Below are 24,587 nucleotides of genomic sequence, written 5' to 3'. Positions count from 1 at the left end.
TAACACTTGTATGATTAAACGCAATTATAGCGTAAATGCGATACAAAAATGTTACTGAGCATCAGTTTAATAGCATCTTTGCAATGTTAATAACTTTTGCTGAAAGACTACTTTACGGGTGTAGTTTATTCATAGTACGTATGTTAACATTACGTTAATGGCAAAGTATTTGATAATCGGTGTGTGTACAATTTTGTACGTGACTTAAAATCACAAGTGAATTAAGAAAACGATTATGAAAAAGTTAACTAAAATAGTTGCAGCAGCATCTTTTGCAGTTGCCACTTTGTTTGCATCAAATGTAGTAAAAGCTCAATCACGCACTGGCGCTAATGACTGGCGTTTTGGTATTGGCGTTGAAGCCGGTATACCAACAGGTGACTACAATGATGCGTCTAACTTTGCCTTAGGCGGTACTGCCCGTTTGCAATATGGTGCTGCCCAAAATGTAGCCCTTACCTTAACTTCTGGCTATTACAACTTTTTTACTAAAAGCTACAATGTTGGCAATGTTGAAGTAAATCCTAAAGACCAAGGTATGATACCTGTAAAAGCTGGTATAAAAGCTTACACAAATGGCGGCTTTTACGTATCAGGCGAAGTAGGTGCAGGATTTGAAACTGCTTACGGCAAAAACACTAAACTTATTTTATCTCCTGGCTTAGGCTATTCATGGAGTAATGTAGATTTAGGTGTACGTTACGAAAACTTCTCGGGCCAAAGCAATAACTACGGTATGGTAGCTGCACGTTTGGCATATGGCTTTAAACTGTAATTAAACACAATTTTAAAAGCTTAAAAAGCCCCGGTTTTTTACCGGGGCTTTTTTTGTAAATGAATAACTTTTAGTTAAACAAAACATTTAAATAGTGGTTAATGAACTTGACGATTCTAAATGTTTAATTTTTGATAATATTCTAATTTATAGTTATAAAAGTGATATTTTCTTTAATAAAAATATTTAATTTATGTAAATGTTAATTATAAAGATTATATTCGTCACAATTAAAACTATCACATCACGGCCATGAAAAACACTCTACGTATACTCATTCTAATCGCGACCGTCTTTAGTGTAAGCAATGTTAAAGCCCAGTTATTGGGAAATAACGAGCGTTACAGCCAGTTTGTAAACCACATTAATGTTGGTGTAGACGGCTTCTTAAATATGAACCCTGGAAGCGGTACTTACAACCCGGGCTTTGGTGTATCAGCAAAATATCAATATGATGTTACTCAAAACTTAGGTGTTACCTTTGGTGTGGGTTACTCGGTTATAACAGCTAACAACAGCAAAGTATTTGGTTCAGCTGCATCTTTAACACCCGATTTGAAACTTATACCTCTTCGTTTAGGTGCTAAAGCATACTTCTTACCAGAATTTTATTTAGGTGGTGAGGTTGGTGTGGCTTATGCCGATCCGTACATTGATAAAGAAACCAGATCTCACTTCAGCAAATTCATTGCGCCATCAGTAGGTTATGAGACAAACAAACTTGATTTCTCTTTCCGTTACGAGAACGTTAACCACCAGAATGATTATGTAAGCTTTATCGCGTTACGTGTAGCTTATAACTTCAACTTCTAGTAAGTAGTAAAAAATATTACGAAAGCCCTGAACCGTTTGGTTCCGGGCTTTTTTTGTAATTCAGTATTTATGAATCTAAGAAGTAGCAGAACACTTAAAGTTAGTTGTCATCTCAAACGATAGTGGGACATATTGTTCATAGAAAGCTTATTCGCATTAACAGATTCTTCCTTGAGTCGGAATGACAGGTTGAATTGAATTTGCCCCGTTTGGTAGGTTTGTGTAAAAGGAATCAACTTTACAAAAAAAGCCGGGCTGCAAAAACAACCCGGCTTCCATATATCTTAAATCAAACGGCTTATTGTAATTGCTCTAAAGCGCGTCTTATGCGTTTGCATGCCTCTATCAATTTATCTTCAGCTGCAGCGTATGATAAACGGATTGACTTAGGATCGCCGAACGATAGGCCTCCTACAGTGGCTACGTGTGCTTCCTCTAATAAGTAAATTGAAAGCTCGTCGCAATCGTTAATGGTACGACCGTTGTATGATTTGCCAAAAAATGCAGTAACATCAGGGAAGAAGTAAAATGCACCCTCGGGCAGGTTTACTTTTAAGCCGTCAATTTCTTTCAACAAGCCGTAAACCAAATCGCGACGTTTTTTGAATTGTTCGCGCATTTGTAATACCGATTCCAGGCCGCCTTCATAAGCAGCAGTTCCAGCGCGCTGGGTGATTGAACAAGTACCCGAAGTAACTTGTCCCTGCATTTTATCAAATGCGTTAGCCAGTTCTTTAGTTGATGCAGTGTAGCCAATGCGCCAGCCGGTCATGGCGTAACCTTTTGAAAAACCATTGATGATAATTACGCGGTCTTTAATGCTGTCAAACTGGGCAATTGACTCGTGTTTGTCAACGTAGTTAATGTGCTCGTATATCTCGTCAGACAGGATGTAAACGTGCGGGTGTTTTTCAAACACTTTAGCCAAACCTTCTAACTCGGCTTTGCTGTACAAGCTGCCGGTTGGATTTGAAGGCGATGAAAACATAAACAATTTAGAGTTAGGCGTAATAGCCGCTTCCAATTGCTCAGGCGTAATTTTAAAGTTTTGCTCAACCGTAGTGTCAATAAATACGCTTTTACCCTCGGCAAGCTTAACCACTTCTGAGTATGATACCCAGTAAGGAGTGGGGATGATTACTTCTTCGCCAGGATTAACCAGGCAAAGCACCGCGTTAGCAATAGCTTGTTTAGCGCCGGTTGATACTACGATTTCGGTAAAGTCGTAATCAAGGTTATTTTCGTCCTTTAATTTTTTGGCTATGGCCTTTCGCAGTTCAGGGTAACCCGCTACCGGTGTGTAGTAGGTAAAGTTATCGTCCATGGCTTTCTTTGCAGCCTCCTTAATGTGTTCGGGAGTATGAAAGTCGGGTTCGCCAAAGCTGAGGCTGATTACATCAACACCTTTCGCAGCCAATTCGCGGCCCATTTTGGCCATTTTAATAGTCTGTGATTCAGACAAGTTGTTAATTCTGTCGCTTAGTGCACTCATAGTTGAAAATCAAATTGGGCAAATATAGAAAATTAGTTTACCCGCAATTGAACTCCTTATTATTAAATTTGTCCATTATTTTAATGATTTGAAAGAGACGCGGAATATTATCATTGTAGCATTAGTGGTAAGTGTGGTACTAATGCTGGCCAAATTCAGCGCCTACTTTATCACATCCTCCAATTTCGTACTTACCGATGCTGCTGAGAGTATAGTCAACGTTGTGGCTAGTTCCTTCGCTGTATTCAGTATTTACATTGCATCACAGCCACGTGATGAAAACCATCCGTACGGTCACGGTAAAATTGAATTTTTCTCAGTCTTTTTAGAGGGAGCGCTTATTTCAATTGCGGGTGTCGGTATCCTCTTTAAATCGGTTTATGGTTTGTTCAATCCCGAGCCTATTCATGATTTGCTTACAGGTGCCATTATCATAGGTGCTACCGGGGCAATAAACGGTGCTTTAGGCTACTATATGATTTATAAAGCCAGGCATTTGCGATCGCTTACCCTAGATGCCGATGGCCGCCACCTGCTGACCGATATGGTAACCAGCGGAGGTTTAGTAGCAGGATTGCTTTTAATTCACTTTACCGCACTTAATTGGTTAGATGGGGCCTTATCAATTGCTGTTGGCATTTATATATGCTATAGTGGTTATAAGCTGGTTCGTAAATCGGTTGCGGGGTTAATGGATGAAACCGACTTTGACGTGGTAGAGCACATCATCAAAGTGCTGAATGATGAGCGTAAGCCCGAATGGATTGATGTGCATAACCTGCGCGCACAAAAATATGGGCACGAATTGCACCTGGATTGCCACATGACTTTGCCCAGCTACTTTGACCTCAATCGGGTTCACACCGAAATATCATTAGTTGATAAAATGATAAACGAAAAGGCAGGCGTATCAACCGAGCTGTTTATACATGCCGACCCATGCCTGCCTGAATGTTGCCATTATTGCAGTATGCCTAATTGCCCCATCAGGAGCGAAGCAAAACGAGTTGATATAGAATGGACCATGGAGAACATTCTCCGTAACAAAAAACATTTTGAATAATGTATTTTAATGTACGTGTATACGGCTTGCTGATTAACGATGAGCAGGAAGTGCTGCTTACCGATGAGCAGGTGCAAGGCTACCGTTTTACCAAATTCCCGGGGGGAGGCGTGGAGTTTGGCGAAGGTTTGAGCCAGGCGCTTAAGCGCGAGTTTATGGAGGAGTGCAATACCGAAGTAGACGTTATTAGTCACTTTTACACTACTGATTTTTTTGTGAAGTCGGCCTTTAACGATTCGCAAATCATCAGCGTATACTATCTTGTTAAAGCAATAGGTCCGCTGAACTTTGCAGTAAAAACAAAGGCATTTGATTTTGATGGTGATAGCATGCAAATGCAATCCTTCCGGTGGGAAAAGATAAGCAACTTAACGCCGCAAGACGTAACCTTTCCAATTGACCAGTACGTTGTAGAATTATTGAAAGAACAAAAATGACCCTTACAGAACGTGATTTAAAAGTAATATGGCACCCATATACCCAAATGCAAACTGCAGCACCGCCCGTAGGCATTGTGAGGGGAGAAGGTGCGGTACTTTACGGAGAGGATGGCCGTGAGTATATTGATGCTGTATCATCATGGTGGGTAAACATCCACGGGCATGCTCACCAATATATAGCTAAAAAGGTAGCCGAGCAACTGCAAAAATTGGAGCATGTAATTTTTGCCGGTTTTACGCATGAGCCTGCCGTTGAGCTGGCCGAACGTTTATTGGAACTCCTGCCTCAAAATCAACAAAAGGTATTCTACTCTGATAATGGTTCAACAGCGGTAGAGGTAGCTATAAAAATGTGTTTGCAATACTGGCACAACAAAGGTGAACAGCGCACAAAAATAATGGCATTCAAAAATGCCTATCACGGTGACACCTTCGGCGCTATGGCTGTTAGCGGCCGCAGCGCGTTTACCAATGCGTTTGAAAAGCTGCTGTTTGATGTAGAGTTTATTGATTTACCTACGGCGGATAATATTGAGAATATCAAGTATCAAGTATCAAGTATCAAGACGGAATTAGCTTGCTTTATTTTTGAGCCGCTGGTGCAAGGTTCGGCAGGTATGCTGATGTATGAGGCTGAATATTTAAACGAGTTGGTAGCGCATTGCAAAGCCGAAGACGTATTCACTATAGACGATGAAGTTTTTACCGGCTTTGGCCGTACAGGTAAAGCATTTGCCTGTGAGCATATTACTGAACAGCCAGATATTATGTGCTTCTCCAAAGGACTAACCGGCGGAACCATGGCTCTGGGCATCACAACCTGTACACAGCACATTTACGATGCATTCTTATCTGCCGACAGGCTGAAAACGCTTTTCCACGGACATTCGTTTACGGCCAACCCGGTAGCGTGTGCCGCTGCGCTTGCCAGCATGGATCTGTTTGTGGCACCTGAAACTAAAGAAAATATTGCACGAATTGAAAGCTCTCACGCTTCATTTTCTAACGAGGTTAAACATCATCCAAAGGTTCGTACCATACGTCAAACGGGTACTATAGTTGCATTGGAGTGGGAGACAGGTAACAACACATCCTACTTTAGTAGCTTGCGCGATACCTTATACCAGCATTTCCTGCAACAAGGAATTATACTGCGACCGCTGGGTAACGTGCTGTACATTTTACCGCCATATTGCATAACCAATGAGCAACTCAATTATATTTACAGTGCTATAAAACAGGCGCTCGATACAATTTAATACTTATGGAACTTAAAGATATATTTACTAAAATAGTTAATAACGATAACCTGCACGCCCGTTTTTTGAATACGCTGTCGCTGATGGAGAACACCGGCGCACGTAAAATATCGGCTTGTGAAGACCCGGCTACCGTTACCTATATTATACTTAAACATGCGGCCGAGGAGCATCGTCATGCCTTCTTCCTAAAAAAGCAAATTGAAAAGATTGAAGGGGTGAGCCTGCCAACCTACTCACCGGAGTATTTACTGGCGGCCGCACATAGCAAACGTTATTTAAACCAGTTAGATATTGATGCGTGCCGTTACCTAAAAGATACGTTGTGCTTAAGCGGTAAAGAGCTGCGATTTGCAGCTTACTTGCTGGTTACCTACGCCATTGAAGTACGTGCCGATGAACTTTACCCTGTATACCAGGATGTACTCACCGAAGCTGGAAGCAAGGTGAACGTTAAGTCAATTATACTTGAAGAAGAAGGACACCTGGAAGAGATGATTAACCAGTTGCAGCAGTTTTCGGCAGATTGGCAAGTGCACGCTGATAAAGCTGTAGCTATTGAAGCCCGCTTATTTCACACGTGGGTAAAGGAGCTTGGTAAGGAGTTAGGTGTTCAATAAACTATAAAGCCATTTACAATCATAAAAGGCCTTTGCAAGTGCAAAGGCCTTTTATTGTTTAGCTTAATTTATAGCAGAAATTATCTTCCGCCGCCTAAAGCTTTAAGATCTGTTAAGGTCATTTTATCATAGCCTGCAGGAATGCTAAAAGTGCCTGCCGGAACTTTATCACCAGAGATAGACTTTAAGGTATTAGTTACCGTCATTCCCATTTGGTTCAATGTAAATTCGACCGGGAAACCGCCTGCTTTAGCGTATACTACACCGTAGGCACTTGAAGGTGCTGTAATGTCTTTAGTTACCCACACATCATATGATTTATTGGCTTTGGCGTCTGTAGCAATAACTTTAGTACATTTAAAACCGTTTATAACTTTAGTTTCGGTACCTGGCTTAAAGGTAAACGATGGCATTTGCGACATCATTTCTTCAACCTCACCCGGAGTACCTACTGCAGCCTTTTTCATGTTAGCAACCGGTACGTCAACCAAAACCGTAATGGCTTCGTCTTTAAATTGGATTACTTTGATAGAAGCAGGGCCTTGCTGGCGAGCAGTTGCCGATGAATCTCCTTTGAAGAAAACTTTAGCTTCAATGCTTTGGCCGTTCACTTTGGCATCGTAAATAGCAACGCCTTCTGTGTAAGCCTTTTGTGCGCTTGCTGAAAACGCAGTTGCGCTAAGGGCTAAGCCCACAGCTGCAGATAATAGTTTATTCATATTCTTTAAAAATGTGCAGTTAATAATTAATTAAAGATATTAATTTAATAGTTAGATTCAATAACAAACGATTTGTTACGCCGCAAGGTAATTATATTTATGTGCATACTGTCGGCTTCGTGCTTTAATGTCTGTTGTCTTTTTAACGGTATGCCTGCATCAACAACAAAGTGCTTGAAATTATAAAACTTGCTGATATAAGCCATACTGCTTTGCGGGTTCCCAGTGTAAAACAAGTAATCGATGCTGATTTTATTTGGTAAGACTACGTTTTGCAGCGATGGATTAAAAAGGATAACAGTTTGATTAATGAACTGAATGTAGTTTAACCGCTTGCTTAAAAAGGTGTTTTGTATATCATGTTCAGGCTTGCATATAGTTACACTATCAATGCCTAAACTATCCAGGCAGGGTTGAACGCTGTAGTTAAAATTTTTGTCTGACTTTTGGAGGTTGGTAATCAATACAGCTTTAGTACCATGCTTAAAAAGCAAGGCGGTATTTTTCTTAAGATTAAAGAAGATGATGTGGTCAGTAGTATAGCGGTGAATAATTTTCCAGCTTACGCTAAGGCATAAAATAAATACACAGCATAAGAGCGTAAAAAGTTGCCGGTTCTTTTGGTAAGTGAGCAGATAAATAAAGATCAGTATAACTCCGCAAATCAAAACAATCTCTAAACCTGAAAACCATACACGATCTATACTGGCATAAGGCTGATGTTCTATAAACCTCAGCATGGCGTTAAGGCTTGTAATTAGGTATTGCAATACCAGCCCCGTAAACTTACTTACCATTGCAAACGGCGGGGCAAATGTGCTGGCTAAAAATGCAATGCCTGCAATTACAATAAGTTCGGCAGGTAAAATGATAAGCAAATTGCTTATTAAAAAGTATACAGGGAACTGATGGAAGTAATACATGCTTAGTGGAAAGGTAACCAACTGAGCAGCCAGCGAAAAAGAGCATAATTTCCATAGCTTGTTTAGCCACGTGTTGTGGGGTTGCCATAGTGTATAAATAATGGGTTGTACAACCACCAACCCAAATACGGCAATGAAAGAAAGTTGAAAGCCTACATCGGTTAATAAGTAGGGGTTGTATAACAGCATGGCAAATGCAGCTACCGATAATACGTTAAGTGGATGCACAGGCCGGGTGCTTGTTTTGCTTATTAATAGCATGCTTAACATCACCGCAGCACGGCACGCGGCAGGTGATAAACCGGTTATAATGGTATAGCCCCATAATAGTGTTAATGACAGTAATGCGTTGAGCAGTTTACCATAGCGATGATGCCTGAAGGGTTTAAGCAAAAATGCAATAATGCTGAACAGAACTGCTACGTGCGCACCCGATACGGATAGAATGTGAATAGTACCGGTTTTTGAATAGGCCTGCATTGTTTCATTACTTAAATCGGCTTTGTAGCCTAGCAGCAGGGTCGAAGCAAGGGCTGCCGCTTCAACGTCAGGTATATATTTTTTAATTGACGTTATAAGTTGCTGTCGAATTGAAAGAGCGAATGCAATTACCGGGTTGCCTGTATTGTAGTTGGTTAGCCTGCAATCATCATGGTTGAGAAACAGCTGGTGGTATATATTCTGGTTAGCAAGGTATTTTTTGTAGTTGAACTCGCCGGGGTTAAAAGGCGGATCGATAGTTTTGTACCTGGCCGGTACCACCAATTCGTCTCCATAATTGGCTACATGAGCGTTACTATCAGCCACTAAGGTCACCAGTATTTTGCCTTGGGTTGCTGTATGTGTTCCGCTATTTAATACCTGTTGTACATTAGCGGTAAAGCGTGTGTAAATTCCTTTTTGCCTGGGTTCGCTTATAACCTGCAAGGTTAAGTATTGGGCCTTATAACGGGCAAAATAATTTTTATGGTGTTTATCATCATGTAAGTGGACCAGTAACCAGCCACTGCATATTAATATGATATGCATTAACACACTTCCGGCCCATGAGTATTGTTGTACCCTAAATTTGTTATAGAACAGGTTTAACAGAATGATGACGATTGCTGATGATACTCCGGTTAGTAATACACCATTTAAAAATTGCGGTAGCTGAAAAGATAAAGCTGCAATAATGCCAGCCAATAAAGGCATTAGCCAGTAAAAAAATGGAACTTCGCCTTTATGGGCTTGCAGCATATGAGGCGTGACAGGTGGTGATTATTGCCTAAATATAGAAATGATAACCCAAAAAACACCGGCAAAATGTGGTAGGGTATAAGCGTTTGATTTTGCCGTTATAAGCAGGATGGTTAAATTTTACAATTGATCGCGCACCTCTAATAAAAACTGCTTAAGGTTTTCAAGGGCGTTAATCACATTTTGCTGACTTTTGGCTTCATTACCATTATTTTTCAAGTGGTCTTTAGCGCCTTGTAAAGTGTAACCCTTATCACGAATAAGGTGAAAAATAATTTTCAGATTTTCGATATCTTCAGTAGTGAAATAGCGGTTGCCTTTTTTATTCTTTTTGGGCTGCAGTACATCAAATTCCTTTTCATAATACCTTATAAGCGAGTGGTTAACATCAAACATAGCCGTAACCTCGCCCATGGTATAGTACATTTTATTGATATCGCGTTCTTTGTAAGGCATATGCAAAAGTAGTAAAATTGCCTTACGCAATCATCATTGGCAGGTAGTGCACCAAGTTTTTTTGAAAAAGTGCCACGCCGTCGGGCAACATATTGCTGGGGCTGTTTATATTTGACCACCATGAGCAAGAAAAACATAGCCCTTTTGGCCGGAGGTTATACCGGAGAGTATGAGGTATCTATAAATAGCGCTAAAAATATTGCAGCCAATTTAGATGCCGATGTATACAATGTATATACACTCTTAATTACACGCGACCGCTGGTTTTACCAACACGAAGGCCAGCAGGTTGATGTAGATAAAAATGATTTCAGTATAACTGTAAATGGTACCAAAATTACCTTCCATACCGTGTTTATAACCGTACATGGTACACCCGGCGAAGACGGTAAAATACAAGGTTACCTGGATATGATGGGGTTACCTTACAACACTTGTGACGCTACTACCTCTGCCATTACCATGAATAAGGCTTACACCAAAGCATTGGTGCATGATGTGAAGCATTTAAACACCGCAAAGTCAGTTAAGCTTTTCAAAAGCGATATGCATGACGTAAGCACCATAGCTTCTGCTCTGCGCTTTCCGCTATTTGTAAAACCTAACAATGGCGGTAGCAGTGTAGGGATGAGCAAGGTGCATAACGTAGCCGAATTACCGGCAGCACTGGAGAAGGCTTTCCATGAAGACAGTCAAATTTTAGTTGAAGAGTTTATTAAAGGGCGTGAATTTAGCCAGGGTATAGCCCGCTTAAACGGCAAGCTGGTAGTATTGCCGCCAACCGAAATTATCAGCTCAAAAGAGTTTTTTGATTACGAAGCTAAGTATACTCCTGGCGTAACACAGGAAATTACGCCGGCCGATATTAGTGCTGATAAACAGGAGATAATTGCCGGTATATTAACCGAAGTTTACCTGCGCCTTAATTGCCGCGGCATGGTGCGAATTGACTTTATTTTGCAGGAAGGTACCGGTGATTTTTATTTTATTGAAGTAAACACCACGCCTGGCCAATCGGCAAACAGCCTTATACCGCAACAGGTACGTGCTGCCGGTATGAGCGTGCAGGAGTTTTACGGGATGATTGTGGAAGGATCGAGTAAAGGGCTGTAAATTACTCTCTGTAGAAAGTAGACTGCGAAACTTGTAAAAATGGTAGCAATACAACCATATATAATTTATAAACTGCCGTTAACAAGAATTTTTCAAGCCATCAAAGGTGGTAAGATTGAAAAGGCATGGGATAATATTAAATATTTTGTTGAAGTATGTACAGATGTCGATATTCATCAACCGACCAGTATTGAAATCAATGGCTTTTCGGCAGATAGAAGACATGGAGAGTTGCCCGAACCAGCAGTTAGCTTATTAGAAAGAATTGTAGCCCATTTTGGAGTTGGTGATATAAAACCATTAGGATATCATGTGTATGATAAGCAACCAACAGAGCAAAATAAAACTGAATGGAAGTTAACTCCTGCTGATTTGAGTGACGCTATTGAGTTCATGGTAGCAGGACAGCCATATCCTAAGTATAACTTGGGGCCAATAGAGTTAATATTATCATATGATTTTAAGTTAATTGATTTAGATACCCGAATTGAATTAACCGGTCAGCAATACACATCAATGCTGATTATTAGTTTGTCGAGAAACAATAGTGTTTGCCCGTCATTATGTTTTCCATTTACAGAACCCAATGATGACTTCTGGAAGTATTTTGACAAAATTAAGGAATTAGCACCTTTTAAAATGGATACTAAAGACTTAAGATTGGTACGCTCTAATAAGAAAAGAACAACGAATGTTTTCTCGAAGATTAAATTACGTAAAGCTTGACAGGAGGGAAATGTTATGATACATCATATAAGTTGTGCTAATACTGAGTGTAGTGCCTTGTTAGGATAGGCATGTACTTGCCGTAAGCCAGTGGATGTTACTTTCTTTTTTCTTTAAAAAGAAAGTAACCAAAGAAAAACTTCCGGCTGCACCCTGTTCTACAAAGTTTGGTGCTTTTACTTAGACTTGTAGTTACCAAACAGGCTGATGCCGGTTTTTAAGGTTATGGCAGGCCAGTGCTCTTGTATGATTAAACGTCTTTCTCTCCCTCCAAGAGCTCTCTTAGACACTATAATGTTCAATCACATCCTCCGGTATACGCGCTCCGCGACCCGTTTTAAGGTCTATCATCACATAATCAAACCAGCCGTCGCAGCATAGTTTACCCGTGACTTTGTTGTTGATGGTAAATGCCACCCGGCAAACGCGCTCGGTAATATTATTAATACCTGTGCGCACCAAAAAGTAGTCGCCCAGGTTAAGCGGGCGTTTATAATTCATTTGTACGCTGCTTACCACCCAGCCAAAACCGCGCTCCAAAAATTTTTCCATTGCCATACCATAGTGCTGTTCCATTTGCTCGTACCGCGCAGCCAATACATAATCAATATAGCGGCTGCTGTGTACGTGCTGAAAAAGGTCAATATCATCGGGCCGTACTCTATGTTCAGTTTCAAAAGTGCTGTAGGTAATTTTATTTTCTGTCATTTTCATTTGGTAAAAGCTCAAGATTAAGGAATAGAGTACAACGTTGTTTTAATTTATGACTTCTTAAACTTCAAGTTTCAATTTAAAATAACAGTTTGCGTTAAGGATAGTAGCGGATACCGGCCTGTGCGTAATGCCTGCAGGCGTATGAGCGGATAGCCTGACCCGGAGGGAAACGCCCAAAGGTAGTTGTAGAGTTAGGCACAAGTAGTCATCATTTTCCCGACCCAAAAACTTACGTTAAAAGAGAATTCTTGGTGATGTAAAGCTTTACCGCTCAAACAAGATTTCTCTCTATAGTTTAAAATGACAAAGAGGGGAAGCCTGCCAGCAAATTCTGCAAATCCTAATTAAGAATGCCCATTCCCCTTAAGCCAAATAATCCTTTTATAATTAAATATTTACCCGTACATTTGCACGCAATTAACAAAAGTAATTACACTTTAATATTATTCAAGTAATGTATTTAAGTTCAGAGTGGAAATCAGAGATTTTCGCACAACACGGTGGCGCTGCTACCAACACAGGTTCGGCCGAAGGTCAGGTTGCTTTATTCACTAAGCGTATTGCACACTTAACCGGTCACTTAAAAAAGAACAAAAAAGACTTCGCTACTCAGCTTTCATTACAGAAACTGGTAGGTAAACGTCGTGCTTTATTGGCTTACCTGTACAAAAAAGACATCCAAAGATACCGTGCTATCATCAAAGCTCTCGAGCTTCGTGATATTATCAAATAGTACCTTCCGGTCTTTAAAAAAAGCTATCCTATTTCGGATAGCTTTTTTACTTTTGTAAGTAAAATAAACACAATAAAAAAGCGGTACGCTCTAAAAGATGAAAAGCGTGCCAGATAAACAAAAATGAGTTACAACGCAATTAAAAAGGTTATTGATTTAGGTGACGGCCGCACCATTGAGATCGAAACCGGTAAACTGGCCAAACAAGCCGATGGCTCGGTAGTAGTTAAAATGGGTAACACCATGTTATTAGCTACAGTAGTTTCTTCAAAAGAGGCTAAAGAAGGTATTGATTTTTTACCCCTATCAGTAGATTACCAGGAAAAATATGCTGCTACAGGCCGCATTCCGGGAGGTTTTTTACGCCGTGAGGCACGTTTATCAGACTATGAGGTTTTGATCTCTCGTTTGGTTGACCGCGCTTTACGCCCATTATTCCCAGAGGATTATCATGCTGATACACAGGTAATGATTTCTTTAATATCGGCCGATAAAGATATTATGCCGGATGCATTGGCTGGTTTAGCCGCATCAGCAGCATTATCGGTTTCTGATATTCCTTTCAACGGACCAATTTCTGAAGTTCGTGTTGCTAAAATTGATGGACAGTTGGTAATTAACCCAACCTTAAGCCAATTAGCTAACGCATCTTTAGAATTCATTGTAGCCGGTTCTGAGCATGATATAAATATGGTTGAGGGCGAGGCTAAAGAAATTCAGGAAGCTGAGTTGGTTGAGGCTATTAAATTTGCTCACAACGCTATTAAAATTCAGTGTTTAGCCCAGCGCGAATTAACAATTGAAGTTGGCAAAACTGAAAAACGTACTTACAACCATGAGCACAGCAACGAAGAGCTTAAAAAAGCTATCTACGCTGCTACTTATGATCAGGTTTACGCTATTGCTTCTTCAGCTTCGGCTAAAGAGGAGCGTGGTGCTAAATTTAAAGAAGTACGCGATACTTATATTGCAACCTTAGGCGAAATTGACGATGTAACTAAGTCGTTAGCCAAAAAATATTATCATGACGTTGAGTATGATGCCATTCGTAACCTAGTATTAGATGAAGGTAAACGTTTAGACGGCCGTACTACTACGCAAATACGTCCTATTTGGAGCGAGGTAAGCTACTTACCAACCGCACATGGTAGCGCAGTATTTACCCGTGGCGAAACTCAATCATTAACCAGCGTTACCTTAGGTGGTAAAGACGATGAGCAAATGATTGATGGTGCGTTCATCAATGGTTATAATAAATTCCTGTTACACTATAATTTCCCTGGTTTCTCAACCGGCGAAGTTCGTCCTAACCGTGGTGCCGGCCGCCGCGAAATTGGTCATGGCAACCTGGCAATGCGTTCATTAAAACAAGTGTTGCCACCAGATGATGAAAACCCGTACACTATCCGTGTGGTTTCTGATATCCTTGAATCTAACGGTTCATCATCAATGGCTACGGTTTGTGCCGGTACATTAGCGCTGATGGATGCAGGTGTTAAAATTAAAGAACCGGTATCGGGTATTGCCATGGGCTTAATTACCAACGAAACCGGTACTAAATACGCTATCCTTTCTGATATACTTGGTGATGAAGATCACTTGGGTGATATGGACTTCAAGGTAACCGGTACCAAAAACGGCATCGTTGCCTGTCAAATGGACTTAAAAATCAATGGTTTATCATACGAGGTTTTATCTAACGCGTTAGATCAGGCTAAAGACGGTCGTTTGCACATACTTGGCGAAATGGCTAAAACTATTGATGCCCCACGTGAAGACTACAAAGAATTTGCTCCGCGTATTGTTACCATTAAAATTGATAAAGAATTTATTGGAGCAGTTATCGGTCCCGGTGGTAAAATCATCCAGGAAATGCAACGCGAAACCGGTGCTAACATCAACATTGAAGAAGTTAACAATGTGGGTATAGTACAAGTATTTGCTGATAACAAAACCGCTATTGATGCAGCTGTAAACCGCATACGCGCTATTGCCGCTAAACCTGAGGTAGGCGAAGTTTACGAAGGTAAAGTACGTTCAATTATGCCATTTGGTGCATTTGTTGAAATTATGCCGGGTAAAGATGGTCTGTTACACATATCAGAAATTGACCATAAGCGCTTAGAAACTATGGATGGTGTATTTGAGGTAGGTGAAATTGTTAAGGTGAAATTGCTTGACGTTGATAAGCAAGGTAAACTGAAGCTATCACGCAAGGCTTTAATTCCTAGGCCGCCAAAGCCTGAAAGTGCTCCTAAAAGCGAATAAGTATTTACTTTAAAATAATTTTAAACCACACTATCTGAGATTTTGTCAAAGAAGTGTGGTTTTTTTATTGCCTTTTTTGTTTATTTGTAATTCCCCTTAATGCTTTAGCTATTGGACTATATGAAGTAAACTAAATTGCTGGAACCGTCTAAAGTCCGATCGTTTATATAAAAATGACATCTGCCACAAGTGATGATCCTTTAGATTTTTTGAGCAGCAGTATACATGGCACCAGGCCGGTTGAGCAAACCGATTTGATACAAGCACTACTGTACGAAATTATAAGGGTTAAAGATCTGATAAAATACTATGATGAAATACCTAATGGCGCCGGCCAGTTAGGAGCATCAATACTTAATGAGCTTGTATCTGAAGCTTACCAATCTTTGGTAAACTACGATACCGAGCTAATGCGTAAATATTACGACCTGTTGCAAAATTGCGACTAAGGCTGCCATTGGCTTTTTTTTAAAATTTCCACCGCTTTATTTCTTTTAAAAATTTAATCGTTAGCATAGCTGTTGCGCTTAAAAACGCGTTTGTTTGGTGCAATAACCAAGTTGGTTAACAACCACTTCATTTACAATTTCTGATTGTACTTTTATTGATATGCCTATATTTGGCGGCATGAAGCACTTGATTGCACCTTCTATTTTAGCCGCTGACTTTGCCAATTTGCAGCGCGATATTGAGATGATTAACGAGAGCGATGCACAATGGATTCACGTTGATATAATGGATGGATTATTCGTACCCAATATATCGTTCGGGTTTCCTGTAGTGGAGGCAGTAAATAAACATGCCAAAAAGCCGCTTGATGTTCACCTTATGATTGTTGACCCCGACCGCTATCTTAAAGCTTTTGCTGATGCCGGTGCAGCAGTCATCACCGTTCATGTTGAAGCAACAACACACTTACACCGCACCATTCGGGCTATTAAAGAGCTAGGCTGCAAAGCAGGTGTAGCCCTTAATCCGCACACCCCTGTCAATCAATTAGAAGATATTATTGAAGATATAGACCTGGCACTCATCATGTCGGTTAACCCGGGTTTTGGCGGGCAAAAATTCATTAACAATACTTACAAAAAAATTGTGCAACTCAAAGCCATGGCAACCTCCAAAAATCCAGACTTATTAATTGAAATAGACGGAGGGGTAAACCTGCAGAATGCACCGCAGTTGCTTGCTGCAGGTGCCAATGTATTGGTTGCCGGTAACTTCGTTTTTTCGTCCAATAATCAGCTGGCTACCATTAAGGAGCTGGTAAATTTATAGCAGGCAAATCATTGCCAAAGTCATAATTTTTACCTCTCTTTTAAGCAGTTCTAACACATTATTCACAATTTATAAATAAACTACCAATTTAATAGGCTTATTTTTTAACTTCGGGCGCAACTAAAAAGGCGTTTTGATAAAGCCTTTGGTAAACTAAATTAAAGTTATGAAACATAATTTCGGTGCCGGACCAGGCATCCTTCCTCACGAGGTCTTGAAACAGGCTTCACAAGCCGTGGTTGATTTTAATGGAATTGGTTTATCCATTCTTGAAATTTCGCATCGCTCGGCCGAGTTTGAAGGCGTTTTAGACGAAGCTGTAAAGCTGGTTAAAGAACTCCTGGAAGTGCCCGAAGGATACTCGGTATTGTTTTTACAAGGTGGTGCCAGCCAGCAGTTTGCTATGATACCTTATAACTTGTTGCCTGAGGGTGGCAAAGCCGCTTACCTTGAAACAGGTGTTTGGGCTAACAAAGCTTTAAAAGAAGCAAAGTACTTTGGTAACGTTGAGGTTGTGGCGTCATCGAAAGACAGCAACTTTACCTACATACCTAAAGATTATACTGTTCCGGCTGATGCGGCTTACTTCCACATCACCTCAAATAATACTATTTACGGCACTCAAACGCAGGAATTTAAACCAGCGCCTGTGCCATTGGTGGCCGATATGTCGTCAGATATTTTCAGCCGCACCTTTAACGTTGCCGATTTTAGTTTGATTTATGCCGGGGCACAAAAAAACATGGGTCCTGCAGGTACAACGCTGGTAATTGTTAAAGACGAAATACTGGGCAAGGTTGACCGTAAAATTCCGGCAATGTTCAATTACCAAACCCAAATAGAGGGTGGTTCAATGTACAATACCCCTCCGGTGTTTGCTATCTACGTATCAATGCTTACCCTGCGTTGGTTAAAAGCCAAGGGTGGTGTAGCTGCCATGCAAAAAGAGAACGATGCTAAAGCTGCACAGTTATACAAAGAGATTGACCGTAACCCGCTGTTTAAGGCTGTTGCTGCTGTTGAAGACCGTTCAAAGATGAACGTTTGCTTTGTAATGGAAAACCCAGAACTGGAGAAGCCATTTTTAAAACTTGCTGAAGATAAAGGTATTGTTGGCATTAAAGGCCACCGTAGTGTGGGCGGCTTCCGTGCATCTATTTATAATGCACTGCCGGTTACCAGCATACATGTGCTTATTGATGCTATGCAGGAATTTGCTGAGAAGCACAAAGCATAGCTTTAGTTAAAGGTTGAGTAGTTGGATGGTTGATTAGGATTAAAATATGCCCAACAATCATTTGACTACTTAACTATCTAACAAATCAACTTTTCACTATTTACCATTCACTAAATCATGATAAAATTACTCGCTAACGATGGTATTGATCCGGTAGGCAAGCAGTTGCTTGAAGAAGCCGGTTTTTTTGTTGATACCAACCACATACCTCAGGAAGAACTTCCTGAGAAATTACAAAACTACGATGCTATAACCGTACGCAGTGCCACTAAGGTGCGCAAAGCGTTAATTGATGCTTGCCCTAACCTAAAGCTAATAGGCCGCGGCGGGGTAGGTGTTGATAATATTGATGTAGAATACGCACTTGAGCGTGGCGTTGCCGTGCACAACACGCCGGCTGCATCTTCGGCTTCAGTAGCTGAATTAGTATTTGCACACTTATTTACCGGGGTACGTTTTTTACAGGATGCAAACCGCAAAATGCCTGTTGATGGATCATCTAAATTTAACGATTTAAAGAAGGCATACGCAAAGGGTATTGAACTAAGAGGTAAAACCATCGGCATATTGGGCTTTGGTCGTATAGGCCGCGAAACTGCTAAAATTGCATATGGTTTGGGCATGGAAGTGCTGGCTTTTGATGTTTACCCATCAGTAACTGAGTTAGAGATTACTTTGGGTGGTGGCGTAAATGTTACCATACCGGTAAAATATGCTGACAAGGATGAGGTGATTGCTCAAAGCGATTTTATATCATTACACGTACCTTTTAGCGAAGAACCTGTAATTGGCGAACGTGAGCTTGCATTGATGAAAAAAGGTGCTGGTTTAGTTAATTGTTCACGCGGTGGTACCGTTGATGAAAATGCTCTATTAGAAGCACTAAATACCGGTAAATTGTCATTTGCCGGATTAGATGTATTTGATAATGAGCCTACCCCTCGTACTGATTTGTTAACTCATCCAAAAATTTCTTTAACACCGCACATTGGCGCTTCAACAAATGAAGCTCAGGAGCGTATAGGTGTTGAATTGGCTACGCTTATTATCAATCATTTTAAAACGCTGGCTCAGTAAAGCCTAAGTACTTATAACAAACAAGGCCCGTGCTTAAATAGTACGGGCCTTGTTTGTTTATAAGATTATAGTGGCTGCTACTTCACATTGAACGAGCCGCCAACTTTTATCTTATCACTTTTATCAGCATCATTAACCATAATTACATCGAAAGTGCCTTTTGAGGTAAGCTTGGTTTGGTTAAGGCTAAAAGTATTGAAGTTTATTTTTCCTTCTCCGCCAATGGTGTACGAGGTGCCATCTTCAAACACAATGCTCGCGTTTAAAGCATCGGTAATACCTGTGGCATCAGCCATTGAGCCCAAAAGAAATAGTATACCCTTGCCGTTTGCTGCCGTACCGCCTATAGTAGTTAACGAAAACCCAAATGTAGAAGCAGAAATGCCGTTTAACAGGTAACTTGATGAACTTGTAAGAGTATAAGTTTTACCTTTTAAACTAAAAACAATTGTTCCTTCGCCTCCAATTGCTACCCCTCCATCGCCCGAACCGCTAATTGTTCCCGGGTTAGTAGTTGTACCTCCTCCAGGGTTAGTTGTGCCTCCGCCTGGATTGGTTGTTCCACCGCCAGGGTTAGTTGTGCCTCCGCCTGGATTGGTTGTTCCACCGCCAGGGTTAGTTGTGCCTCCGCCAGGGTTGGTTGTGCCTCCGCCAGGGTTGGTTGTGCCTCCGCCAGGATTAGTTGTGCCTCCTCCTGGATTAGTTGTACCACCGCCACCGGCAATTGTTGTTGAAGATACTTTAATAACTTCCGGATCAGCGTCCTTATCACATGATGATAAAAAACATACAGCAACTAAAGCTTTGTAAAAAAAGCCTTTTAAATTGTTTACAGGCATTGGTTTAAGTCGATGGTACAAACTCAGGATTTTTATCAAATATGCTTAAAATTAAGCACGTTACAAATCATAAGCTAAATCTTTTTCCGGTATAACTACCTCATATCCGTCTTGTTGTAAATCATTAGCCATAGCTACCATGCTCTCGGCCTCGCCATGTACTAAAAATACTTTTTTAAGATTTTGAGGTGCTTGTTGCCTTACAGTGCTAACCAGATCCTCATGGTCGCCATGCGCGCTGAACAGGTCGGTTTTTTTTATAGTGGCATACACTGCCAAATCACGGTCTTTAATATGTACAACAGGGTCGCCGCGCAATAACCGGAAACCTAAAGTGCCTTTTGCACAATACCCAATAAATAGTATGGTACAATAGTAGTTTTGTATATTGTTATACAGATGATCTTGTATACGGCCACCCTCTAACATACCTGCCGATGATATGATAATACATGGTTCAAAGTAGTTAGATATTTGCTGGCTCTCTTTTAGGTTTTCAATGTAGTGCAAGTTATCAAACTCAAATTCATCACCCTGGGTGCGGTAAAAATCCTGCGCTTCGGCGTTTAAAAGGGCGTGATGCTTACGGAAAACATTGGTTGATGCTGATGCCAGCGGACTATCAACAAACACTTTTACCGGCGGTAATTTGCCTGTACTAAATATTTTATTGAGCGAGTATACCAAAGCCTGTGTACGTCCAATACTAAATGCTGGTATAATTAACCGACCCGATTCCTTAATACAGGCTTTCTCAATGGTATCTATCAACACCTGCTCAATAGTTTCACCTTTAGAATGCGAACGACCGCCATAGGTAGATTCGCTCACTAAATAGTCAACTTTTGGTAGTGGCTGCGGATCATCAAGTACAGGATAGTTTTTACGCCCGATATCGCCCGTAAAAGCAATTGTTTTTTCTTCCCCGTTATCATTTACCTTTAAAACCACGGCAGCTGCACCTAGCAAGTGGCCAACAGGTATAAACGTGAGCTCCACATCGCCATTTAAACGAAACGGTTTGTTAAAGGCAATAGTAACAAAACGCTCGGTAGTGTCCATTACATGCTTTTGCAAATAAAGCGGTTGCGGGCGTGGGCCATGGTTGCGGCCACGGCGGTGTCTGCCTGATTTTTGCTGCTTGTTTAAGAAAACATTTACCGAATCCATCAGCAATAACTCGCTTAACTCGGCAGTAGGAGGGGTACACAATATTTGACCATCAAAACCCATACGCACTAACGTTGGCAGGTTGCCAGAGTGATCAATATGGGCATGAGTTAGTATAACCACATCAATATCTGATGGGTTAAACGGAAAGTTTTCGTTTGATTGAACGCTGCGGTCTTTCTCATAATCAAGTCCGCAGTCAATTAGTATTTTATATCGGTTAACCTCCAGCAAATGCATGCTGCCGGTAACCTGACGGGCAGCCCCGTGTATGGTTAATTTCATGATTAGTTTTTTAATTGGTTCATAGTTGATGGTTCATAGTTCATAGCAGAAGAGAAAAGCAAAATGCAACTCTTTTACCATGAACTATCAACTATGAACTACAAGCGTTAAGCACTTGTATCAAACTGTAACTGGCTCAAATAGCGATATAAGCCTTCCTCACGGGTTATCAGTTCTTCGTGTGTGCCGGTTTCAATAATGCGGCCTTTTTCAAGCACTACAATTTTGTCGGCTTCGCGTATAGTTGACAGTCGGTGGGCAATAATGATTGATGTACGGCCTTTCATTAATTCCTCCAACGCTTCTTGCACCAAGCGCTCTGATTCTGAATCGAGCGAAGATGTAGCTTCATCTAAAATAAGTATTGACGGATTTTTAAGCAAGGCCCGTGCAATAGCAATACGCTGACGCTGACCACCCGATAATTTAACGCCGCGCTCGCCTACAACAGTATCATACCCTTCAGGAAAACCTTCAATAAACTGATGTGCATTGGCGCGTTTTGCGGCTTGCATTATTTCTTCATTGGTAGCTGAGCGTTTACCGTAAGCAATGTTTTCACGAATGGTGCCGCCAAATAACAATACATCCTGCGGAACAATAGCTACCTGGTTGCGAATATCAGTGAGCGCATATTCAGCAGCAGGTTTGCCATCAAACAACATACTACCGTTTTGTGGATGATAAAATTGTAAAATAAGCGAGGCCATGGTAGATTTACCCGAACCGCTTGGCCCAACAATAGCTACCTTTTGCCCGGCCTGTGCATCAATGCTCACATCCTTCAATACCTCAATTTCCGGACGGGATGGGTAATGAAAGTTGATGTTTTGGAAGGTAAGATTTCCTTGAATATGTTGTTTTATAACGTTGTCGCTCTCGCGGATGGATATGTTCTCGCCCTCCTCACTTAAAATTTCGAGTACCCGTTCGCTTGCGCCTACTGCTTTTTGTACGTTGGCATATAAATCAGGGAAACTACCCATGGCTGCACCAACGAAGATTGAATACATAATGAAGGTTGTTAAATCGCCGGTGTGCATTTCGCCGTTGCTAACCAGCACAGAGCCATACCATATAACACCTACAAACGTACCAAACATGCAAAACACAATGAAGGATGCAAAAATGCCACGGAACTTGGCGCCTTTAACAGCAATGCCAACCACATCTCGCAGGTTTTTATCATAGCGGCCTGCCTCAAATGCCTCGTTAACAAATGCCTTTACATTGGCAATGCCTTGCAAAGTTTCTTCAACAATGGTGTTTGATTCGGCTAATTTGTCTTGCGCCTGGCGCGACAGGTTTCTTATGAATTTACCAAACACTACAGCAAATGCTACAAGGAACGGTAATACAGCCAAAACGGCCAGCGTAAGTTTTATTGATACCACAACCAGCAAAATTACTCCGCCCGCTAATAGTACCAGCTGGCGTATAATTTCGGCGAAGGTGGTGGTAAGGGTATCTTGTATTTGTGATAAATCTGCTGATATGCGGCTGTTTAGTTCCCCAACACGGCGGTTGGCAAAAAAGTTCATGGGCAGGGTAACCAATTTGAAGTAAGTATCGCGGCGTATATCAGCCAGTGAACGCTCGGCCACCTGCACAAACCAAACCACCCTGAAAAACGATACACAAGCCTGAGCAAACAACAGGATAAAACCACCAATAGCAATGGCGTTTATGCTGCGGGGCATAAATTTGTACTTGTAATTACCTTGCGCGGCATCAATAAGCGCTCCTAGTATGGCAGGAAACACCAGCGCCACAAGGCTTGACAAAAACAGGAAAAACAACCCGGCAATAAACTTACCACGGTAAGGTTTTATATAAGTTAAAAGCTTGCTAACGCTTTTAAGGGTTTGCTTATTTAATTTTGCTTTAGGTAATTCTTTTTCTGCTGCGTTCCCACTATTCAGTCGTGCTCGTGCCATATACGGTTATCCTCTGATAAACTTTGATTAATCTGTAAATTTACGGTTTAACTGTACGTTTACGGGTAAACGCAAGTAAAATTGACGTTATAATGAGAACGGCAATGGCAATTATGTACTTATTGCGTTCTTTACCAATGCTCTTTTCTCGCTCATCGGCCTCCTGCATAAGCTTTGCATTTTGCTCGCGCAGGCGGTTAATGGTGCGCATGTAGTTAAGGTTAGTAGTTTCAACCTCATTCTTTTTGGTTTCTACCTGCTTTTGTTCGAACATGCGGTAGTCAAGCAGCACTTTTATTTGTTTGAAAATTTGATTGTCTGTTTCAGTAATATCCATCAGTATCTCGTTGCTCCTGCGGATATCTTTTTTGGTTTGCAGGCCAAATATGCCGGTGTGTTTGCTCAAACTTTCATCATATTCGCCAAACTTCCGGCTACGCTCGTCCAGCATACCATTTATTTTTTTACGCTGAAGCTCATATACTACCGAGTCGGTGTTGATTTGTGCGAAAAGTGCATAGCTGTTTAGGCAAGCCAGTAGGGCGAGTACAAATGTTTTCATGAGGCTGGCAAGTTACTGAAAATCTATAATTACGCTGTCGCCCAGGTTAAGGCCAAGTAAGCCGGCTGCATTGCCTTTATTTATGGCAATTTCCAAATGGTCGCTTATGCCAAACAAGCACAACTTTTCGCCCTCCGGTACCTCATTATAATGCCAGCTGAGGTGGGTAATGGTTTCGTTGCGTTTAAAGTAGAGCACAAAACGCCTGCCTTCCTGCACGCGGTTAAAAAAGTCTTTGGTGATATTGGTAATAACGTTTTGGAATGAGTCAATATAAATTACCATGCCACGTATCTGGTTACGTTCTACGGCAGGTTGCAGGGTGGTTTTGCGTTCAACTCCCATAACCGGCACGCCAATATCTTCAATAGGCTTGCCTTCGGCAAGGTGGCAGGCAGCCTTCACAAAAATATCGGCCAGCGGGAAGTGCAAAAACTTTAAATCCTGCAAAATGTTAATCTCCATAATCTCCTCAGGCTCATCATCAAAAATAAGCGAGAAAATGCCGTTATCAGCTCCTACAAAATAGTGGTTTTGGTATTTAACAGCTAAAAACTTGGTATCATCATTAAAAACGGTGTCAATACCAATCAGATGCACCGTTTCGGGGGGGAAATAATTAAAACTGTTCTTTAAAATAAAGCCCGCCTGTTGAATATTAAAGGCGGCTACAGTATGCGTAATATCAACAATAGTAACGGCAGGCAATATCTTTAAAATACTGCCTTTAAGCGCGGCCTGATAAATATCTTTATCGCCAAGGTCAGTTGTTAAAGTAATTATTGCCATTCGTATTTATGAGATTTATTGCTAATCTTGTAAAAGCATCAACAAGGTGCAAATATTCAA

24 protein-coding genes are annotated in these 24,587 nt (G+C 41.1%); 14 read left to right on the top strand and 10 right to left on the bottom strand.

From position 1 onward, the window contains the following. Positions 1-235: 235 nt before the first annotated feature. A complete protein-coding gene (locus GO816_RS00925; protein WP_157539475.1) occupies positions 236-775 on the top strand; it encodes a hypothetical protein in 540 nt (179 codons plus the stop codon). 252 nt (positions 776-1,027) lie between these two features. Further along, entirely contained in the window at positions 1,028-1,588 is a 561-nt protein-coding gene (locus tag GO816_RS00920) for an outer membrane beta-barrel protein (RefSeq protein WP_157539474.1), read from the top strand. Between the two features lie 298 nt (positions 1,589-1,886). On the opposite strand, the gene GO816_RS00915 is transcribed toward GO816_RS00920, so the two are convergent. After that, the gene (locus GO816_RS00915; RefSeq protein ID WP_198171386.1) at positions 1,887-3,080 is read right to left on the bottom strand and encodes a pyridoxal phosphate-dependent aminotransferase; all 1,194 of its coding nucleotides are present in this window, start codon (positions 3,078-3,080) and stop codon (positions 1,887-1,889) included. Positions 3,081-3,168: 88 nt separating this feature from the next. On the opposite strand from GO816_RS00915, the gene GO816_RS00910 reads away from it, so the two are divergent. The 4 genes from GO816_RS00910 to GO816_RS00895 are packed head-to-tail and all read left to right on the top strand — an operon-like array spanning position 3,169 to position 6,462. Continuing rightward, positions 3,169-4,143, top strand: coding sequence for a cation diffusion facilitator family transporter (locus tag GO816_RS00910; protein ID WP_157539473.1), 975 nt, complete (start codon positions 3,169-3,171; stop codon positions 4,141-4,143). Beyond that, complete coding sequence (locus GO816_RS00905) at positions 4,143-4,580, top strand: NUDIX domain-containing protein (protein WP_157539472.1); 438 nt, start codon at positions 4,143-4,145, stop codon at positions 4,578-4,580. The genes GO816_RS00910 and GO816_RS00905 overlap by 1 nt, the downstream gene beginning before the upstream one ends. Beyond that, the gene (gene bioA / locus GO816_RS00900) at positions 4,577-5,842 is read left to right on the top strand and encodes an adenosylmethionine--8-amino-7-oxononanoate transaminase (RefSeq protein ID WP_157539471.1); all 1,266 of its coding nucleotides are present in this window, start codon (positions 4,577-4,579) and stop codon (positions 5,840-5,842) included. The genes GO816_RS00905 and bioA overlap by 4 nt, the downstream gene beginning before the upstream one ends. A 5-nt stretch (positions 5,843-5,847) precedes the next feature. Beyond that, entirely contained in the window at positions 5,848-6,462 is a 615-nt protein-coding gene (locus GO816_RS00895; protein WP_157539470.1) for a hypothetical protein, read from the top strand. An 80-nt stretch (positions 6,463-6,542) separates the two neighbouring features. On the opposite strand, the gene GO816_RS00890 is transcribed toward GO816_RS00895, so the two are convergent. From GO816_RS00890 to GO816_RS00880, 3 genes are all read right to left on the bottom strand, one after another. Next, complete coding sequence (locus GO816_RS00890; protein ID WP_157539469.1) at positions 6,543-7,181, bottom strand: DUF4412 domain-containing protein; 639 nt, start codon at positions 7,179-7,181, stop codon at positions 6,543-6,545. A gap of 44 nt (positions 7,182-7,225) precedes the next feature. Further along, a complete protein-coding gene (locus GO816_RS00885) occupies positions 7,226-9,343 on the bottom strand; it encodes a ComEC/Rec2 family competence protein (protein WP_157539468.1) in 2,118 nt (705 codons plus the stop codon). A 120-nt stretch (positions 9,344-9,463) separates the two neighbouring features. After that, positions 9,464-9,799 (bottom strand): MerR family transcriptional regulator, encoded by a 336-nt coding sequence (locus tag GO816_RS00880; protein WP_157539467.1) that lies wholly within the window; start codon positions 9,797-9,799, stop codon positions 9,464-9,466. Between the two features lie 120 nt (positions 9,800-9,919). Here GO816_RS00880 and GO816_RS00875 point away from each other — a divergent pair, with 120 nt between their 5' ends. Together GO816_RS00875 and GO816_RS00870 are read left to right on the top strand one after the other, a co-directional pair. Continuing rightward, positions 9,920-10,912, top strand: coding sequence for a D-alanine--D-alanine ligase (locus GO816_RS00875; protein WP_157539466.1), 993 nt, complete (start codon positions 9,920-9,922; stop codon positions 10,910-10,912). A 39-nt stretch (positions 10,913-10,951) separates the two neighbouring features. Next, positions 10,952-11,638 (top strand): hypothetical protein, encoded by a 687-nt coding sequence (locus GO816_RS00870; protein ID WP_157539465.1) that lies wholly within the window; start codon positions 10,952-10,954, stop codon positions 11,636-11,638. Positions 11,639-11,920: 282 nt separating this feature from the next. Here the strand turns inward: GO816_RS00870 and GO816_RS00865 are convergent, their stop codons facing one another. Further along, positions 11,921-12,352, bottom strand: a complete 432-nt coding sequence (locus GO816_RS00865) for an acyl-CoA thioesterase (protein WP_317163566.1) — start codon at positions 12,350-12,352, stop codon at positions 11,921-11,923. 454 nt (positions 12,353-12,806) lie between these two features. On the opposite strand from GO816_RS00865, the gene rpsO reads away from it, so the two are divergent. The 6 genes from rpsO to GO816_RS00835 all read left to right on the top strand — a co-directional run bounded on the left by rpsO (position 12,807) and on the right by GO816_RS00835 (position 18,945). Further along, positions 12,807-13,085 carry a 30S ribosomal protein S15 gene (gene rpsO, locus GO816_RS00860; RefSeq protein WP_157539464.1) on the top strand — a complete coding sequence of 93 codons (279 nt, stop codon included), beginning with the start codon at positions 12,807-12,809 and terminating at the stop codon, positions 13,083-13,085. Between the two features lie 123 nt (positions 13,086-13,208). Continuing rightward, positions 13,209-15,353 carry a polyribonucleotide nucleotidyltransferase gene (gene pnp, locus GO816_RS00855; protein WP_157539463.1) on the top strand — a complete coding sequence of 715 codons (2,145 nt, stop codon included), beginning with the start codon at positions 13,209-13,211 and terminating at the stop codon, positions 15,351-15,353. A gap of 173 nt (positions 15,354-15,526) precedes the next feature. Then, entirely contained in the window at positions 15,527-15,802 is a 276-nt protein-coding gene (locus tag GO816_RS00850; protein WP_157539462.1) for a hypothetical protein, read from the top strand. A gap of 178 nt (positions 15,803-15,980) precedes the next feature. After that, positions 15,981-16,631: a ribulose-phosphate 3-epimerase gene (rpe, locus tag GO816_RS00845; RefSeq protein ID WP_157540135.1), complete on the top strand. Its 651-nt coding sequence runs from the start codon at positions 15,981-15,983 to the stop codon at positions 16,629-16,631. A 166-nt stretch (positions 16,632-16,797) separates the two neighbouring features. Next, on the top strand, positions 16,798-17,868 hold the full coding sequence (serC, locus tag GO816_RS00840) for a 3-phosphoserine/phosphohydroxythreonine transaminase (RefSeq protein WP_157539461.1): 1,071 nt from the start codon (positions 16,798-16,800) through the stop codon (positions 17,866-17,868). A 117-nt stretch (positions 17,869-17,985) separates the two neighbouring features. Then, a complete protein-coding gene (locus GO816_RS00835) occupies positions 17,986-18,945 on the top strand; it encodes a D-2-hydroxyacid dehydrogenase (RefSeq protein WP_157539460.1) in 960 nt (319 codons plus the stop codon). 77 nt (positions 18,946-19,022) lie between these two features. On the opposite strand, the gene GO816_RS18660 is transcribed toward GO816_RS00835, so the two are convergent. From GO816_RS18660 to GO816_RS00810, 5 genes are all read right to left on the bottom strand, one after another. Further along, positions 19,023-19,784, bottom strand: coding sequence for a hypothetical protein (locus GO816_RS18660; RefSeq protein ID WP_198171385.1), 762 nt, complete (start codon positions 19,782-19,784; stop codon positions 19,023-19,025). A 60-nt stretch (positions 19,785-19,844) separates the two neighbouring features. Next, positions 19,845-21,239: an MBL fold metallo-hydrolase RNA specificity domain-containing protein gene (locus tag GO816_RS00825; RefSeq protein WP_157539459.1), complete on the bottom strand. Its 1,395-nt coding sequence runs from the start codon at positions 21,237-21,239 to the stop codon at positions 19,845-19,847. A gap of 107 nt (positions 21,240-21,346) precedes the next feature. Next, a complete protein-coding gene (locus GO816_RS00820; protein ID WP_157539458.1) occupies positions 21,347-23,176 on the bottom strand; it encodes an ABC transporter ATP-binding protein in 1,830 nt (609 codons plus the stop codon). A gap of 40 nt (positions 23,177-23,216) precedes the next feature. Further along, positions 23,217-23,738 carry a hypothetical protein gene (locus GO816_RS00815; RefSeq protein ID WP_157539457.1) on the bottom strand — a complete coding sequence of 174 codons (522 nt, stop codon included), beginning with the start codon at positions 23,736-23,738 and terminating at the stop codon, positions 23,217-23,219. Positions 23,739-23,750: 12 nt separating this feature from the next. Then, positions 23,751-24,527 (bottom strand): SAM hydrolase/SAM-dependent halogenase family protein, encoded by a 777-nt coding sequence (locus GO816_RS00810; protein ID WP_157539456.1) that lies wholly within the window; start codon positions 24,525-24,527, stop codon positions 23,751-23,753. Positions 24,528-24,587 lie beyond the last annotated feature (60 nt).

The sequence above is a fragment of the Mucilaginibacter aquatilis genome (assembly GCF_009755275.1).
GTDB classification, from domain to species: domain Bacteria; phylum Bacteroidota; class Bacteroidia; order Sphingobacteriales; family Sphingobacteriaceae; genus Mucilaginibacter; species Mucilaginibacter aquatilis.
The sequence above is the reverse complement of the archived record's forward strand: the minus strand, read 5'-3'. Positions and strand labels throughout refer to the sequence as shown.